Here is a 16,802-nt window from a genome sequence, read left to right on the forward strand (position 1 = left end):
TTACTTTCCTTCCTTCGCGGGCTTGAAGTCGTAGGTGGGCTTCAACTTGCACTTTTTAACATCGCAGAATTCGAGGGTGACGGACTCGCCGTCCTCGAGCTCGAGGGTCACGTTCGTCTCGGTAGCGGCGGCAATCTTGCCGGCGTACTTGCGACGGCCCTCGGTGGCGGTGGAGGTGAGCTCGCAGTTCTCGCCCACAAAGCGGGCAAAGTCACGCGGGCGGCGCAGCGGGCGCGCCATACCCGGGCTCGACACCTCGAGCGTATAGCTCGAAGAGATGGGGTCGAGCTCCTCAATCACATCGCCGACCCATTTGGTGTTGGCCGTGACGTCATTGAGCGACAGGCTCTGGCCCTCGGCACCCTCGATACGCACGCGCACGCAGGGGGCCTTGGTGGCACCCACGAGCTCAACGTCGACAATGTCGACATCGTGCTGGGGAGCAACGGCCTCGAGCGCGTCGATGATCGCCTGCTCGGTCTTGGTCTTGACCATTGCGGCACCTCCATCCATACAAAAAAGAAGCGGGGCCGAAACCCCACTTCTTTCAATTACAACTTCATTTGCAAGCAAACTATACCAATACCTGCACAAACGTGCAACCACAACACAAACCCGCAGGTCAGCGTGAGCACAGGTTCTCCACAAGAAATGGGTAATTGGGTGTTGTCGCAAGTGTCCTTAACCAAAAAGAGGGGCGACTCCCTACGGAATCGTCCCTCGCTTTTTGATGTCAGCTATACGCGCAGCGCTTACTTGACCACCAGGTTAACCAGCTTGCCGGGCACGCAGATGGCCTTGACGACCGTCTTGCCCTCAAGCCACTTGGCAACGGCGGCCTCGGCGGCAGCCTGCATCTCCTCGTTGGAGGCGTCGCGGGCGACGTCGATGCGGCCACGGACCTTGCCAAGCACCTGTACGACAATCTGCACCGTGTCCTCGATGGACTCGGCCAGGTCAAACTCGGGCCAGGCGGCGGTGTAGGCGTTGCCCTCACAGCCGAGCGCCTCATGCCACAGCTCATCGGCCCAGAACGGGCAGATGGGGGCAAGGACGCTCACGATATCCTTGGCCACGCCGTAGCACAGGGCCTTGTCACGGGAAGCGCCCTCAGTAGCGTTGAGGTAGGCGCTCGCGGCATTGACGAGTTCCATGACGGCCGAGATCGCGGTGTTGAACTGGCCGCGGTCGAAGTCCTCGGTGCACTTGGCGATGGTGCGATGGCGCTCGCGGTAGAGCTTCATCGCTGTCTCGTCGAGCGCGGACTTGTCAAAGGCCACGTTGGCGTCACCGGACTGGACGAGCTGCCACACGATACGCCAGGCGCGCTTAATGAAGCGGTTAGCGCCCTCGACGGCCTTGGGATCCCAGTCGAAGTCCTTCTCGGGCGGGGCGATAAACAGGATCGCCAGACGCATGGTGTCGGCACCGTAGGGCTCAATGACCGAACTCGGGGGCACGACGTTGCCCTTGGACTTGGACATGGTGTCGCCGTTCTCGTCCTTGACCATGCCCTGGCACAGCAGGTTGGTGAAGGGTTCGTCAACGCTCAGCAGGCCCAGGTCGCGCAGCGCCTTGGTAAAGAAGCGACTGTAGAGCAGGTGCAAAATGGCGTGCTCGATGCCGCCGATGTAGTTATCGACGGGCATCCAACGATCGGCGGCCTCACGGGAGAAGGGCAGCTCGGTGTTGTGCGGGTCGGTATAGCGCAGGTAATACCAGCTGGAGCAGGTGAAGGTGTCCATGGTATCGGTCTCGCGCTTGGCCGGGCGACCACAGACCGGGCAGGTGGTCTCGTAGAACTCCTTGCACTCGGCGAGGGTCTCGCCGGCACCCAGGTCCAGGTTCTCGGGCAGCGTCACCGGCAGCTGGTCCTCGGGCACGGGCACGATGCCGCAGTGCTCGCAGTGGATGGCCGGGATGGGGTTGCCCCAGTAACGCTGACGGCTGATGAGCCAGTCGCGCAGGCGGAACTCGACCTTGCGACGGCCGCAGCCCATGGCCTCGAGGTCGGCCACGATGGCAGCCTCGCCCTCAGAGTGCTTGCCGCCGCGCATGCCGGTGTACTTGCCCGACTGGACGAGCGTGCCCTCGGCAGCGTGGGCGCAATCCCAGTCGACGTTCTCGGCATGGAAGGTGTCGATGGTCTCGCCGCTAGCCTCGACGGCAGCGCGATCCTCATCGTCCAGGATGATCGGCACGATCGGCAGGTCGTACTTGCGGGCGAACTCAAAGTCGCGCTGGTCGCCGCAGGGAACGGCCATGACGGCACCGGTGCCGTAGTCGGCTACGACGTAGTCGGCAACCCACACGGGGATCTTCTCGCCGTTGACGGGGTTCACCACGTAGCGGCCCGTAAAGGCGCCGTGCTTCTCGAGGGTACCCTGGGCGCGCTCGACGGCAGAGATATGCTTGGAGTCCTCGACGATCTTGGTGACGGCCTCCTCGTACTGAGTGCCCTCGACGAGCTCGTGCAGACGAGCGTACTCGGGAGACAGGACAAAGAAGGAAACGCCAAAGAGCGTGTCGGCGCGCGTGGTGAAGACGGTGATCTTGCCCTCGTCGCCTTCGATGGGCTCGCCATCGGCGTCGCACAGGGTAAAGTCGACCTCGGCGCCCTCGGAGCGGCCGATCCAGTTGGCCTGCATCTGCTTGACGCGCTCGGGCCAGCCGGGGAGCTTCTCCAGGTCATCGAGCAGCTCCTGGGAGTAGTCGGTGATCTTGTAGTACCACTGCTCGAGGTCACGCTTCTCGGGCTCGGTGCCGCAACGCCAGCACTTGCCCTCGGTTACCTGCTCGTTGGCCAAAACGGTCTTGCAGGTGGGGCACCAGTTGACCGGGTTCTTCTTGCGGTAGACCAGACCCTTTTCCCACATCTTTTCAAAGATCCACTGACCCCAACGATAGTAGTCGGGGCTGCAGGTCTTAACGGTACGATCCAGATCGTAGGAGAAGCCCATGCGCCTCATCGTGGCGAGCGCCTGGTCCATGTTCTTATACGTCCAGGCGGCAGCCTGCGTATTGTGCTTGATGGCAGCGTTCTCGGCGGGCAGGCCAAAGGCGTCAAAGCCGATGGGGTGCAGCACGTCAAAGCCGCGCATACGGGCCTGACGGGCCATGGCATCGCCGATGGTGTAGTTGCGCGCGTGGCCCATGTGCAGGTCGCCCGACGGATACGGGAACATCTCGAGCACGTACTTCTTGGGCTTGCTGTCGTCAGTGTCCACGGCAAAGAGGTTGGAGTCCTCCCAGGCCTTCATCCACTTGGACTCAATGGCCTGTGCGTCGTAGGCAGGAATCTCGTCCTTATGATCTGTGCAATCGCACATATCAGCTCCTTTGTTAGCTGGGTTGGGGCGGGGCGTTCTTACCTTTACTCGCTGCTGCGGACAGTCCTGCTCGCACGAAGAGCACATTAAGTGCTCTTCGGCTCGTGCGGAACTTGCAGCGAGCAAAGGTAAGAACGCCCCGCCACATCGTTAACTCGCATGATGATAGCAAATACGACAAGCGAGATGCCTGCGACTTGCAGGCATCTCGCTTTATCTAAATAACGTGGTTGATACTCAACCTTTATTTGTGACCCGTCCTAGCATTGACGGGTTTTCCAAGTGCCGCAGTTTGGGCCGAAAGAGGAGCGACGCGTACTTTGGTACGCGAGCGACGGTTTGAGGTCCAAGGTGCGGTGCTTGGGAAAGCCGCTTATCGATAAGACACAGACTGCTGGGAGTCCTTGACGACAACGTCGTGGGCTCCGCCTTCGACGATGGAGGTGGAGCTGACCAGCGTCAGGCGTGCCTTTTCCTGGAGCTCGGGGATCGAGAGGGCGCCGCAGTTGCACATCGTGGACTTAACCTTGTAAAGCGTGCCGCCCACGCCGTCCTTGAGGGAGCCGGCGTACGGGACGTAGGAGTCGACACCCTCGACGAAGCTGAGCTTCGCGGCACCGCCCAGGTCGTAGCGCTGCCAGTTGCGGGCGCGCGCGGAACCCTCGCCCCAGTACTCCTTCATGTACTGGCCATTAACGTTAACGCGCTCGGTCGGGCTCTCGTCGAAGCGGGCGAAGTAGCGGCCCAGCATCATAAAGTCGGCACCCATGGCAAGAGCAAGCGTCATGTGGTAGTCGTAGACGATACCGCCGTCGGAGCACACGGGCACGTAGACGCCGGTCTCCTCGTAGTACTCGTCGCGAGCGCGGCAGACATCGATCAGCGCGGTGGCCTGACCACGGCCGATACCCTTGGTCTCACGGGTGATGCAGATGGAACCGCCGCCGATACCGACCTTGATGAAGTCGGCACCGCAGTCTGCCAAAAAGCGGAAGCCCTCGGCGTCGACGACGTTACCGGCACCGACCTTGACATCCTCGCCGTAGTTGGCGCGGATCCACTCGATGGTGCGCTTCTGCCACTCGCTGAAGCCCTCGGAAGAGTCGATGCACAGGACATCGGCGCCGGCCTCGATGAGCAGCGGCACGCGCTCGGCATAGTCGCGGGTGTTGATACCGGCGCCGACCATGTAGCGCTTATCGCCGTCGAGCAGCTCGTTGGGGTTGGTCTTATGGCTGTCGTAGTCCTTGCGGAAGACGATGCCCATGAGGTGATCGTTGTCGTCGACGATCGGCAGGGCGTTGAGCTTGTTGTCCCAGATCACGTCGTTGGCAACCTTGAGGCTGATGTTCTTGTCGCCCACGATGAGCTGCTCACGCGGGGTCATGAACTCGGAGACCTTCTTCTGGTGATCATCGCGGCTGGGGCGATAGTCACGGCTGGTGACGATACCCACGAGCTTGCCCTTGGGGGTGCCATCGTCGGTAACCGGCATGGTGGAGTGACCGGTCTTCTCCTTGAGGGCGATAACCTGCTCCATGGTCATGTCGGGGGTCAGCGTGGAATCGGACTGCACAAAACCGGCCTTGTGATCCTTAACGGCCTTGACCATAGCGGCCTCGGACTCGGGGGTCTGGGAACCGTAAATGAAGGACAGGCCACCCTCGGTAGCGAGCGCGACACCCATGTCGACGCCCGAGACGGACTGCATGATGGCGGAAACCATGGGGATGTTCAGGGTGATTGCCGGCTTCTCACCGCGCTTAAAGCGGGTCAGCGGCGTCTTAAGAGAGACGTTGTTGGGGATGCACTGCGAGGACGAGTAGCCAGGGACCAGCAGATACTCCGAAAACGTGTGGGACTCACCGGGAAAGAACGTAGCCATGTTTCTCCTTTTTCCATGCGACCGGTCGGCTGCAGGCCTCGTAGGACCCAGCCCAACCTTGGGCGCCCAATACTGGGGAAGTATCTTAACGCACTTTGACTGCTACAATGCATGATTTAAGAAGAGCACACGAGGGTTTGACGCAGGCTTTGCGTTTGCCCAGCAAACACTTTAGCGGGGAGACGTGGGGCGTATGAAGTACAGGACGACGGCAAAGTTGGTCATTCAAGCGTGCGACAAGGATCTGCCGGGCGTGTTTGGTCACGGCTGCGTCTTGCTGCTGCAGGGTATTGCCCACGAACACTCGCTCAACCGTGCCGCCAAGAGCATGGGCATGGCGTATTCCAAGGCCTGGCGCATCGTAAACGAGGCCGAAGGCCAGCTGGGCTGCAAGCTCATCGAGCGCGACGGAGCCCGCGGATCATCGCTCACCCCCGCCGGCGAGCGCGCCATAGCGGCCTACGAGGAGCTGCAGGCCGACATCAACAACGTCATCGCCACCAAAGCCAACGACCTCATCGCCAGCATCAATGCAGAGTAGTCCTTTTGGGACTGAATTGTTGTCCACCGTGCCCTCGGATTGAGGCTCGTGCCACAAAACGGGCCCATCTACTACGTTTAGCTGAATACCCTCGACCATACCGGACATTATGAAAATAAAACCGCTGGTAGACAGCTTGGCATTTTTCGAAATAGGCGGGTATGGTCGACCCCTATGGCTTAAACGTAGAAAATAGGCCGTTTTCGTGACACACACCCCGATTAGTTACTTTCGGAGCGCGTTGTCCAGGGTGGACGCTACAACCAGGGGGTCGTCGGTACCGGCGAAGAGGCGAATGGTGCTCCCCTGCTTGCCGCGCGGAGCAGAGAGTCGCGTCGTTGCGCCGCCGGCGGGCGATGTGCGAAACTCCCCCGGCAAAGCATCGAACAAATCGCCCGCACTGCGCTCGATAAGGTCAAACTCAACTGCCGGACCAAAGCCGTGCTCGAGGATTCCAGTTGCAACCGCATGGTCGGGATGCGAGCTCAGTCCAGGATAGCGCACGGCGTGCACCATCTCATTGGCAGCCAAGTACTCGGCCAGCGCACGTGCGCGGTCGAAATGTGCCTGCATGCGGGCATCGAGCGAGTCCAGCCCGCGCTCCAGCACACCGGCCTCATCAGCAGGCAAATCAAGTTTGACCAAGCCACAGCCCTCAAGCAGAGCATGCGCGCACTCGGCAGCAGCATCCACACGATGGCGCTTGAGCTGCGAGCGCGCGACCGATATGGCAACCAACTTGTGCGGAGCCTCACCGGCGCACACGCGGTCAAGTGCCTCGAGCGACAGCACGGCACCCAAGCGCAACGGATCGCACCCAAAGACACCAGCCACGGTGTTATCCACCACGAGCAGCGCATGAGCCTCACGCGCGGCACGTCCTAACGCGCGCAGATCGGGCACGCGCAATCCAAACCCACCAATAGAGTTGACGAACCACCACAGGTGCGGCCCCTCGACCTCAAACGAAGCATCAAAGCCCTCGGACGCAGCAGTAAACGCCGCAACCGACGGCTCCTCCACCATAGCCACGTCGCAGCACTCAAAGCCGCGCGCAAACGCATCGGCAAAGTCATCGGCAAACGCAACCAGGCGATCGCCGGGACGTACAATCCCCAACAGAGACAGCGCCGCCGGCACATGCGGCGCTGCAGCAAGACGCGCCTCACGCGCGCCGGCCCTTGCAGCCCAGGCCTCTTCTAGCTGCTGTACGTCCACGCGGCACCGTCCCTTCATAAGCAAAAAACCCACGATGCGGGTGTTCCCCGCATCGTGGGCAACGGCTGCAGTATAGCGCCGATAGGCGACGAAACGCCTAGATGCTGAGCGTGTGATAGGTCACGCTCGCACCCGGAGCGTCAACGGTCACGCCATAGGCCTCGGGTGGCCAAAAGCGTCTGCAACGTCGAGCATCTCAAAGTTGGCATCCCAGCTGTCAAAGATACGATGCACCAACACCGCGAGTTCCTCGGCACACAGCAGGGGAAACGGCGCATCTGCCGCACCCTGAAGCGCGACCGACCCGCCCGAGCATGCCTCGAACAACGGCATCAAAAATGGGTCGGTTAATGCCGGCGATGCGGTATACAGATACGGCACGCGCAGGACTTTGGCTTGGATGCCGTCGCGCGATGCATAGTAACGGCACAGGTCGTTGGCAGCGCGGGCGATAATGCCCTTGCCCGTCTGGGCCCCACTGGCGGCCGTGGCGTCGTCGTCACATCCGCCAGTGGTGCCCTCTGCACCCGCGGGCCCCGCAATAAACAGCAGCTGCACATTGCGTCCCATACAGGCACGAAACACCGAGCGCAGCAGCCCAATGTCGCCAAAAGTCACGGTATGCGGGGTGAGGTAGGTAGAAAGGTAGACCACGCGCTCAAACTCGTAGGCCTGGTCCAGGTGCTGGAGGAGCTCTTTCCACGAAGCATGGGGCGACGACTCATCGCGGCGCGCGTCCTGCGCGGCTACGACCTACACATGGTCGCCGGGGAACGCCTTGGAGCAAAAGTCATCGTCAACATATGCGGTGTTGCCAACAACCAGCACTTCCACGGCGTTCCCCCTCCCCAAAAATCTACTTTTGCCATAGTCAAACATGCGTATTGTACGCTGTAAAAGCGAGCCAAGGCGCCTTTAAGGCTGTTTTAAGAACTTTTAGAGGATGTGAGAGCGGCAACTCATTCGACTTAGATTCATCGAGGAAATGCTATTCGCTCTGAAAAGGCACATCGCAATCTGCTGACAGCTCTGCAGGGAGAATGGCAGGCAATGTAAGCGCTCCCATGGGTGAAAGTCCAGTAACAACCATCAAATAGCTCTTTGCATGGGCATATGCCATCGAAATAGCATTTTAAAGAAGGTAGTGACGCGCCTCGTCATCGGGAGAGTTCATTGGCATTTGCGCTGAAACCGAGATGGATACTGTAACGCCAGCGTGCATCTTCTCCTGTGCACCTTCGTCTCTGTCAAGGAGGCTGCCAATTACGCACATCTTTAGACTTGCGCGTGCATCATTACCTTTTTTCGAAAGATGGACATCTTGGTAGCTAACGTCAACTTTTAATTCCATGTTATCCGAGGGCGAATCCTCGATATGGAAATCGGAGTCAACGACGAACAAATGAACGACTTGAATCGGAGCAATAAAATCCCCACTCATGCTGCCAAACCTCCGGAAATCATCTCGAGATTCACATGCGAGGACGGACGCTCGTTCCTAAAAGACCATTGCTCTCGCACGAAATTGTTGGATGAAAGAAACGGTAGCTCTTTAGAATAGCTAACGGTAACCTTAGGAACGATATTGATACCCAAAGCAAGCTCGAACCTAGCGATCGTCTTCAGCGTCATATTGGGCTGAGAATTCAACAGCTTCGAAAGCGACTGAAGGCTCACGCCCATACGCTTTGCCAAATCGCTTTTGCTTAAACCCAGACGCTTCATCTCGCGATGAACAATAAACTCGATATCTAGCGCGTGTTCATAAGCGCGTGTTTCGCTGGTTTCTGTATCGGCGTAAAAATCAGATAAATCTACTTTATTCATTGTGTTCTCCGTTTCGAAAGCCAAGTATAAAAGTCAAGGCTCAGATTCCAGAAGTTGACGTGCTATTCTGGCCGATCATTGTTCGAGCGGTTAATTTCCGCTTAGGGTCTGACAACATTTTCTGGAATTGAGAGTTGTCGGGAGAAGCCGTCAATTCCCAAAACGGTCGACCCTTGAGGTCTCTATATTCGACAAGATCATATCCTTCTGCCAAAGGGCACCTCCCATTTCTAGATGAACTTAACTTATAGGTTAAGTTCATCCATTTAAATACATATAACGAGGTCCAGACAAGATTCCTCTGCCCCAATCGATAAACAAACCAGTCGAGCTTATGCAAAATCCGGAAGTGTGCGGCATATTCTAGACACGTCAACCACACTGGATAGTGGCAACGCTTCTACCTGCGGGTTCCTTTCATGAAAAGGACGATGTGCTCGAGGGTTCCAAAATTTGCCGCATGCTTCCGTCGGGCGTTTCCGGAAGTGCGGTGAAAAACCGAGATCGACAGACCAGACCCCTGTTTTAGCCTTCCGCGACCTGCGGTTTTGTTGCCGAAATTCGGTTTATGCTCGGAGGTTTCCGATTTTTCCCCGCACTTCCGAAAAGCACCCTTAAACCGCGCGTCCCGAAGCGGAAAACCGCCGGATATTTGTTCTCCCCAAATGAGATCCTTGTTTTGCCTGGCCGAATCTTACATCCAAACAAAAAAAGAGGACCGACGCATCAACCCTCTTCAGGTGTCGCCCGAAGGCTTCCAGCGCAATTGATTTAATTCTAATCGATATCACTTGTTTGACCACGATCACGTCAACCAGTAGAAGCCGCCCATGCTCGATCATTCCATTGCCGGGATGGTGCTTGGCTAGTACGTCACACATTGCATACATGAAAAAAGGGCAACACTCTCAATTTGAAAGCGTCACCCTTAAAGCTCCCAAAGAGCTTTTGTATTGCAGGAAGATACTCTACACTATCTTCCCTTGATTGGCGGGTCGAAACAGACACCATTGTGATTTCAAGCAGAAAGCGTTATATTAAGTATGCATTTGCACGTGGTGTTCGCACTATACGCTCAGATGCCATAGTTTACAAAGATGGCCTTCTTCATAGACGCTAGGTGGGATTACTCACTAGTAGCCGATATGTCGAAGGCCTTCTTGTACTTAAGGAAATCATACATTCTAATAAGCCGTTTCAGCTCGCTATTACCGTGGATTATCTTGCGATCGTCCGTGATGAGCGCCCTCAGATATTCAAGCAACTTATTTAGATCGATCTCATCTTCTTCAAGTAGCACAAGCTTTTTAAATGCTTCCTCAAAGCATTCGTTAGCTATAACAGACTGAACCGAGTGTCTAATTCCCGAATGATGATAGCTACCTTTTGCCTTTCGTAGGCTGTTGTTTAGAAAAGCATCTAAATCCTTCTTCTCATCTATTTCCTTTAGCATCCTTGGATTAAGAACTTCCCCTGAATACGCGCTTAAATACTTATACATGGGCAAACCACCCGAGTTAGAAGCAAGCAGCGAAGGAAGGTATTCCTCGACGGCAAGCTTAGGAGCAACATGTTCGTCATCAAACACAACATCACGATATAGAAGTTCGGCTTTGACCATATGCCCGTGCCCTAAAGAAGCATTCGCAACACCGATACCCAGCACAAGATGCTGTCCCTCCGGAAGTCTCTCGAGGTCGCTAAAACTCGCTTCAACTACCAGAGAGTCATTCGGATCGCCCTCATCAGCCAAGGCGTAGATGCTCCTGCGAAGCTCACGAATGATCCTGGGCGAGAAGGAGCATTTGGATTGTCCAATTGCTTCATACACTGCACCAAAATCGTTCGTCCTAATCTCGGTCATGCTTATCTCGCCAATACCTGGAAAGGTAAACGAATGAGTTGAGGTTGCGTTTTCTCCCCTAGTAAGGAAGATAAAGCGCTTTCTAAGCAACGCAAGATTGTTAGAACCGAGGCAGCGCGAAATCGACATGAGGATAGCTTGGATATCGGGGTCGTTAAGGGAATAACCGATAAAAATAATTGGGTATTCCATAAAAATAGTTAACAACTTGGCAGCCAAGTAATCCTGTGTTTCGGCGAGTTTTGCGTAATCTGCCTCCTCAAGAACCATAGATTCAGGATTATCCATAGAACCGTGGATCTTATAGATTTCACCCATTTCAAAAGTTCTGTGAAAGACGAGATCGTCTTGGCCAACAAAAACTTTAAACTCGGGAAATAGCGACTCCAGGAGACAGTCATAGTTGGTTGTTATAACTCCAGAGATACGCCGCCTGCCAACCTCTCTCAAGATATCAAGCTCATGCGTCATATATTCAGGTTTGAACGAGGATAACCTCTCGGCCGCCATGATCTTTAAAATAGATTTACGCTGACGAATGTCCTCTACATGATCGTTTCTAAAAGAAGCGAAGCGAGGGTCCTCAAGAACAGCTATGCGCATATCCTTATCAAGCATCGTCGCGGCAGAGGGCAATGCGCTATTGTCAGACTCATCTGGACAACGTGCCAGGTACGAGTCAAGCCGAAAGGGATCATCGGAAAGACGGGAACAGAGGTGCCTTAACAAACCAACCCAATCGTCGGTACCCATGTATCTACGGGAAAAGCCCGAGCCGACGAATAAATATGGGCTACGCCCCACCCCATTTATCAAACGTACAACGCTTTCTACAATGTCATCTCTTCCGACTTCCATCTAGCGCCTCCAAACAAGCTACTTCCATAAGTATAGAACATATGTTTGGATTTTACTAGAATTGCAAGACTTCATCGGAGACAAAGCTGCTCGACAATTGAAAATTCGAACCGCACAGGTGACCCAATATTCAGCAGTGTTCCGACGAGCAAATATTCATTTCGCGCCTCAGGCAATCTAGCGCAGCGGCATCAGTTAGAACGCCATGACTCTCTAGGAGTTCGATAAGTTGAGCGAAAGTCTAAAATTCCATCGCCAAAGTAACTCCTAAAATCAAAGGGCCGTTGCCGATAACAACCAAACAACGACCCTCCTTTGTCATCGCCTCACGTAGAGCCCACGACAACTGCATCACTAACTGGATGTTAACCTAGATGCGCAGTAATTGCGCATCCAAAAAAGTTAATCATGTAGCAAATACTCTTCGCGTTGAAACTAATGCGAAGCATTTTCGCGTCCGTGCACGAGAATGCGCAATCAATATGCGGAAAGGCAAAGATGATTCACCTAGCTAACAACCATCCAGTCACTACCGACAGTACTCGAAATCTTCGAGGAATCGCCGATGCACACGATGGTCGCCGAAGCGCCGGGCACATACTTGGCCTCAAGAACGGAAACACCTTGCTCCTTAAGCCTTAAGGTCGTCTCGGTTATCTGGGTTTTATTCACATCATTTTTGCTGACCAGTTTAACGCCATTGCCATCATTTTCATTCAGGCAGGATACAACCGTATTGTAATCGGCCCAATAACAGTACTCCCCAGAAAGCCATCCAAGCTCAGTGGCGCATATCGATCCAGTCGCAGAAACCGTCTTTGGAAGCAATCCGTAGCGCTGCCTTTCCTCAAATTCAAGAACATCGCAAAATACGCGATTAGCATTAAGTAATCTCGTTCCACAATAGTCCCCGTAAAACGGCGCAAAATGATTGCGGATAGTCCGCGACAACATACAGTAATCATAGGTGTAGTAACACTTGAAGATTCGTAGGGCGTCTCCCCCTGCCCCTTCGGCAGAACGGGCGAATTCAACAAGAAACTGGTCCCACATGCGCTCAATATAGGGAATTGCGAGTTTAACGCTATCCATATCAGACAAAGGAGCATCGCTCGTCTGCTGCATTATTCCAGTGGTTTTTGCCAAATGGAAATGAGCTGCCATGCGCTCGATCGTTCGGATAAACTCGGGCCGATTCCCGTCCTCAATCGCCATAATTGCAAAGAAAACACTTCTCAACAGAAGATCACTTGAAAATCGCTGAGGTAAGAGATCGCCATATTCGCGCTCGTATGAGAAGAGCCTGGCCTCACCCGTATCGATTGAAGAGTAACCAAATACGGAGTCCGAAGGAACGACATATGATGGAGCGGCATTTGAGTACACACGGCTAAACTTAATTTGATATCGCTTAAAAAAGGTTGAAATCCAAAAGGTCACAACACCAAATAATGCCAGCTCAAACTCAAAGGCAATACTCGAAGTATCAAGCACATCTAGCCCCTGGCCTCCGAGATAGCCATCGATAACAAAGTGATCGAATGCGACGGACAGCAAAAGAGACATGAACGCCTCGAATGAGAAAGGAAGAGTCCGGTACCGCAATTTACCCCTTGCATGCTTGATTACCCCAAGAAACAACCAATAGAAAAGGGTAGGCATGTATCGCAGCGAAGGACCTGGAACTGAAAACGCATCGCAAATCGAAGCCATAATAAACACCGGGAGCTGGCAACAAATTGTTGGAGCGAGAATTCGGTAGGCAACGTTCAGCCTGCCCGACTCATCGGAGGGATACAGTTCTTCGACGGTGTATTGCCCTCCGATCGCCGAGGGCCCAGCAAAGCGGACAAGCTGAACGCTCGACAAACCGATAAAGACATAAAAGACAATCCAATGAATAGTGACCGATTCCACCTGTAAACAATCTCCTCAGGTCATACGCTTGCGATTAATTGTAGATAGACAGAATTGAACAGGAAGCAACAATATTTGAAACTGTTGTTTTGCGCACCCCGGATCAACCAACATACCCCAGAAAGGTCGCTGATGTTGACTGGGGTTCCCGTAAAACCCCAACAAAAAATGTGCGGAGTGCCGGCCTGAAACTGCCTTCGGACCCTATTGGCTGCACACCGAGAGGCTCCGCTATGAAACGCCCCCTTTACCACCCGCTCTGTGCGACCGCGTGCACGTCCATGGTCAACGCGACGATGCCTATGGCAGCCATTGCAGAGGGGGTTCAGCCTCAGAAGGCCGCCGAGCAGCAGGCGCAAGCCGTGAGGTCGAGCTCAGCGTTGCTTTTGAATGCAGAAAAACGAGTCCGAACGCAGCGGCGTCCGGTCCTCTTGGCAGGTCCCATCTTGGGTTGATGTCCACAAAACTAGCCCTTGCGGTCGGTTAAACAAGTTTCAGCAGCCTTTGATACTCTCCGGGATCACGCATACGCATAATATCCATGTATGTTCTGCTTTTTGCGACCATGATATCGTCGAACTTGGATAGGCCGTGCCCGCTCGCTCTTGTGACAACCATGCGGTCGTCGCAAAAATATGAAAGGAAGGTGTCCTTGCCGGGATGGTGTATCCGTCGGACGTCGAGCACGTTCCGGAAGTCATAGTAAAGTGCGGCGTTGGCGGTTTCCTCAAGTTCAGGCAGTCTGTCGATGCCTTCAAAGCGGCAAGGATAAATTAGCAGCAAGTTTTTCGAATGACTGATTGAGCGAAGAAGTCCTCGGGCCTCACGGTCTTCTTCGCTCAATTGTTTATTACTCTCAGTTTTTAGAAGCTCGTCAAGCTTGGCGAGGCTGTAATCCCTGAGAATTGCATGCAGGCGTAAGCCTCTCTGTTCTTTTACATGACTTCTGCAAAGTTGTTCTAAAGTTATTCCGCGGTCTGAAACTCGCCTTGACGAAGTGAGACTTACGGCGCGCATCATGGATTTTCCGAAGATGAGCTTGAAATCTAACTGATACGCGTCTGATACCGCATCACACTCCCCATTTGCCTCGGATACGGGCGCATGAAACTCCGCACCTCTGGTCAGTTCCTTGAAAGCGTTAGAGTGGTTGATGAGCTCGCGCGTCCATTCCTCGTATGTATATAACGGACGCCCAGAATAGTCTTGCATGAGGTCCTTAACAAACAATTCTGGGGTAATCATTGCGGATTTAAGTCTCTCGGCTCCGGGAACGGCTTCAATAAGCCTCTTATCTATCACTGTGGCCTCCTCTTTGCGGTAGTTTTACGGATGTTGACGGAAGCCGTTCCAGCAGGGTACGCCAAAGTTGGCCGAGCGAGCGGCCCGTCCTGGCTCGGAAGGGTCCGTGCCTTCGCCTAGAATACGCGCACCATGGCGCGTTCAGGCCGCTTTCGGGGTTATCCTGGCCGTTTCCATGGCAACCTCGCGCTACTTCTCGGAGAGGAAGATGGCCGAGTTGCACGACGCGGCGCTGCGAAGGGGAGCATCGTGCTGTCATGACTGGGCCGAGCTGGAAAAGACTGCCGGGAAGATGGTCGAATCCAGCCTTGAGCTTGCCGACAGAGTGGAGTCGGCCTAGGATATCGATAGATTCCGGATCCTGGACACAGGGGCCAAGGAGTCCATTACACCAACTTTCGCGACACTACCATTCTTGTCATATCATTCTGATGTTCGGCTCGAGTTTCAGAGGCATCGTTCCGCGACCGCGTGAAGGCACATCAATTGTTACCTAGTGATCGGAATTGGCCGATATCGATTTAGTATTTATGGCTATGAATAATCCAGCGCTAAAGCCATCGTTTACCGAGCACTCAAGCGTTTAATCTTCCTATAAATCTTAGCCTCGTCGGGGGCAATCGGATCATTTGGAAACGCCTTTTGGGCTCTCGCTACGTAGGAAAGAAAGTTCCCATAGCGAGAAAATGCAGAAGGGTCAGCATCACCCGAGGGGCATAGCCTTCTTCCCTTAATACCGAGTGGTGAATAATGTTGATATAGAGCGGAGACGCGCTTTTTTGATGCGTGTCTCCCCTCTCCCTCATTAGAACGCGCAATCGCAGTGGCCGCCTCACGGAGACGTTTGTGGTACTTTCCAACCGTAGACTGTCGAAGTCTTACAATGCGCCCGTCAAAGTCAAACCCCAGGAAACTGACTTTCTGCGCCGGATGTGCACCGGAATACGAAAGAACCTCACCCGCGCAAACGCTTTCAAAATCAAGCTGAGCAACTCCGTTGCCATCAACCCGGAACACCTTGGTTTTCTCAGATTGCAGTTTAACGGAATCGACATCGGCCATTAGATTGATTGCCTCTACAAGTGCATCAAAGCCAGATTTTGGAACGGCAATAATAAAGTCATCGCAATAACGAAGATACAAGCCACCAACCCGTTCAACGGCAAGCCTGACCTTCATATCGATATCGGTCATATAGATGTTAGCGAGCACTCCACTTGCAGCAAGACCCTGAGGAATGCCGAGATCAATACCCGTTCGCCGCCACGGCCTGGTGATGACTTTACTTTTGTTTGCAAGAAACTCAGACCTTGGCAAGATAACATCCAGCTTATTAAGTTCACGAATAGACTTGAACCGAAGTTCGATAGCCGCTTCATTGATCATTTTCTCCCGAGTAGGATCGATTACTGGCCATGGAAATTCATGTCGAGCAGCCAAATCAGCAATAGGCCAGCACGAATAGCGAAGGATATTTTTAATAACTTGATAGTGATCGTCCGGCAAGCGTCCACTGGGAAACAACGAACGCAACGACGCTATTAGATGGGCATGATTTAGGTTGTCGAAGAAGCTCTCGAAATCACCCGTAAGCACAAAAGCCGAATCTTGCTCACGCATATAGTCGAATACCTTTTTAGCTGAGGAAATATTGCTGCCAGCAGTTACGGCGCTGTCTGATGAAAGCGAAGAGCGGTACGCTACGGCAACCTCATTAAACTCTTCGGCAATAGCCTTCTTGTTATATAAGTCCGACCACAGATAAGAGTAGTACTGGAAGACGCGGTGATCGAAATGCGAGGCATAAGCGATATTGCGAACTTTGCAGCTTCGCTTACCTCCACGATACCGAACAGTAATGATCTCGTTGGAAATAAGAGGGTAGAACGCATGATGAGAAACGTACCCTGAATCTAAAATCTTGGCCTGAACTTCGGCAAAAGAGGCCCTATGATCGAAATGGGCATATGAACTTTTGGAACTATATCGAGGAATACGAGCGATATCGAACTCGGGGCTTATAGGACAAAATGTGTGTCCCGATAGAACATCCGTTTCCAT

12 protein-coding genes are annotated in these 16,802 nt (G+C 54.0%); 1 reads left to right on the forward strand and 11 read right to left on the reverse strand.

The window, feature by feature from the left end:
• The 3 genes from rimP to DW180_RS03680 all read right to left on the reverse strand — a co-directional run bounded on the left by rimP (position 1) and on the right by DW180_RS03680 (position 5,214).
• Complete coding sequence (rimP, locus tag DW180_RS03670) at positions 1-495, reverse strand: ribosome maturation factor RimP (RefSeq protein WP_118237488.1); 495 nt, start codon at positions 493-495, stop codon at positions 1-3.
• Between the two features lie 257 nt (positions 496-752).
• A complete protein-coding gene (gene leuS / locus DW180_RS03675) occupies positions 753-3,329 on the reverse strand; it encodes a leucine--tRNA ligase (RefSeq protein ID WP_118237490.1) in 2,577 nt (858 codons plus the stop codon).
• A gap of 373 nt (positions 3,330-3,702) precedes the next feature.
• Positions 3,703-5,214: an IMP dehydrogenase gene (locus DW180_RS03680; RefSeq protein WP_118237491.1), complete on the reverse strand. Its 1,512-nt coding sequence runs from the start codon at positions 5,212-5,214 to the stop codon at positions 3,703-3,705.
• A 193-nt stretch (positions 5,215-5,407) separates the two neighbouring features.
• On the opposite strand from DW180_RS03680, the gene DW180_RS03685 reads away from it, so the two are divergent.
• Complete coding sequence (locus DW180_RS03685; RefSeq protein ID WP_117758168.1) at positions 5,408-5,755, forward strand: winged helix-turn-helix domain-containing protein; 348 nt, start codon at positions 5,408-5,410, stop codon at positions 5,753-5,755.
• Between the two features lie 225 nt (positions 5,756-5,980).
• Here the strand turns inward: DW180_RS03685 and DW180_RS03690 are convergent, their stop codons facing one another.
• From DW180_RS03690 to DW180_RS03730, 8 genes are all read right to left on the reverse strand, one after another.
• Complete coding sequence (locus DW180_RS03690) at positions 5,981-6,973, reverse strand: PLP-dependent transferase (RefSeq protein ID WP_158561595.1); 993 nt, start codon at positions 6,971-6,973, stop codon at positions 5,981-5,983.
• Positions 6,974-7,120: 147 nt separating this feature from the next.
• Complete coding sequence (locus DW180_RS03695) at positions 7,121-7,627, reverse strand: hypothetical protein (protein ID WP_117765733.1); 507 nt, start codon at positions 7,625-7,627, stop codon at positions 7,121-7,123.
• A 478-nt stretch (positions 7,628-8,105) separates the two neighbouring features.
• Positions 8,106-8,414, reverse strand: a complete 309-nt coding sequence (locus DW180_RS03700; RefSeq protein WP_117758171.1) for a hypothetical protein — start codon at positions 8,412-8,414, stop codon at positions 8,106-8,108.
• Positions 8,411-8,800 (reverse strand): helix-turn-helix transcriptional regulator, encoded by a 390-nt coding sequence (locus DW180_RS03705; RefSeq protein WP_117758172.1) that lies wholly within the window; start codon positions 8,798-8,800, stop codon positions 8,411-8,413. The genes DW180_RS03700 and DW180_RS03705 overlap by 4 nt, the downstream gene beginning before the upstream one ends.
• A gap of 1,126 nt (positions 8,801-9,926) precedes the next feature.
• Positions 9,927-11,522 (reverse strand): SIR2 family protein, encoded by a 1,596-nt coding sequence (locus tag DW180_RS03710; RefSeq protein ID WP_117758173.1) that lies wholly within the window; start codon positions 11,520-11,522, stop codon positions 9,927-9,929.
• A gap of 507 nt (positions 11,523-12,029) precedes the next feature.
• Positions 12,030-13,439 carry a hypothetical protein gene (locus DW180_RS03715; protein WP_118237493.1) on the reverse strand — a complete coding sequence of 470 codons (1,410 nt, stop codon included), beginning with the start codon at positions 13,437-13,439 and terminating at the stop codon, positions 12,030-12,032.
• Between the two features lie 483 nt (positions 13,440-13,922).
• On the reverse strand, positions 13,923-14,741 hold the full coding sequence (locus DW180_RS03725) for a hypothetical protein (RefSeq protein WP_117635105.1): 819 nt from the start codon (positions 14,739-14,741) through the stop codon (positions 13,923-13,925).
• A 564-nt stretch (positions 14,742-15,305) separates the two neighbouring features.
• Positions 15,306-16,802, reverse strand: a 1,497-nt coding sequence (locus DW180_RS03730) for a reverse transcriptase domain-containing protein (protein ID WP_118237495.1), incomplete at its 5' end; no start/stop codon positions are given.

This window comes from Collinsella sp. AM16-21 (assembly GCF_003471905.1).
In the GTDB taxonomy this organism is placed as follows: Bacteria; Actinomycetota; Coriobacteriia; order Coriobacteriales; family Coriobacteriaceae; genus Collinsella.

Bases quoted from the DNA above. Each gene is read 5' to 3' on its own strand.
- DW180_RS03710 (WP_117758173.1), bottom strand. From the start codon at position 11,522: ATGGAAGTCGGAAGAGATGACATTGTAGAAAGCGTTGTACGTTTGATA.
- leuS (WP_118237490.1), bottom strand. From the start codon at position 3,329: ATGTGCGATTGCACAGATCATAAGGACGAGATTCCTGCCTACGACGCA.
- rimP (WP_118237488.1), bottom strand. From the start codon at position 495: ATGGTCAAGACCAAGACCGAGCAGGCGATCATCGACGCGCTCGAGGCC.
- DW180_RS03705 (WP_117758172.1), bottom strand. From the start codon at position 8,800: ATGAATAAAGTAGATTTATCTGATTTTTACGCCGATACAGAAACCAGC.
- DW180_RS03700 (WP_117758171.1), bottom strand. From the start codon at position 8,414: ATGAGTGGGGATTTTATTGCTCCGATTCAAGTCGTTCATTTGTTCGTC.
- DW180_RS03680 (WP_118237491.1), bottom strand. From the start codon at position 5,214: ATGGCTACGTTCTTTCCCGGTGAGTCCCACACGTTTTCGGAGTATCTG.
- DW180_RS03685 (WP_117758168.1), top strand. From the start codon at position 5,408: ATGAAGTACAGGACGACGGCAAAGTTGGTCATTCAAGCGTGCGACAAG.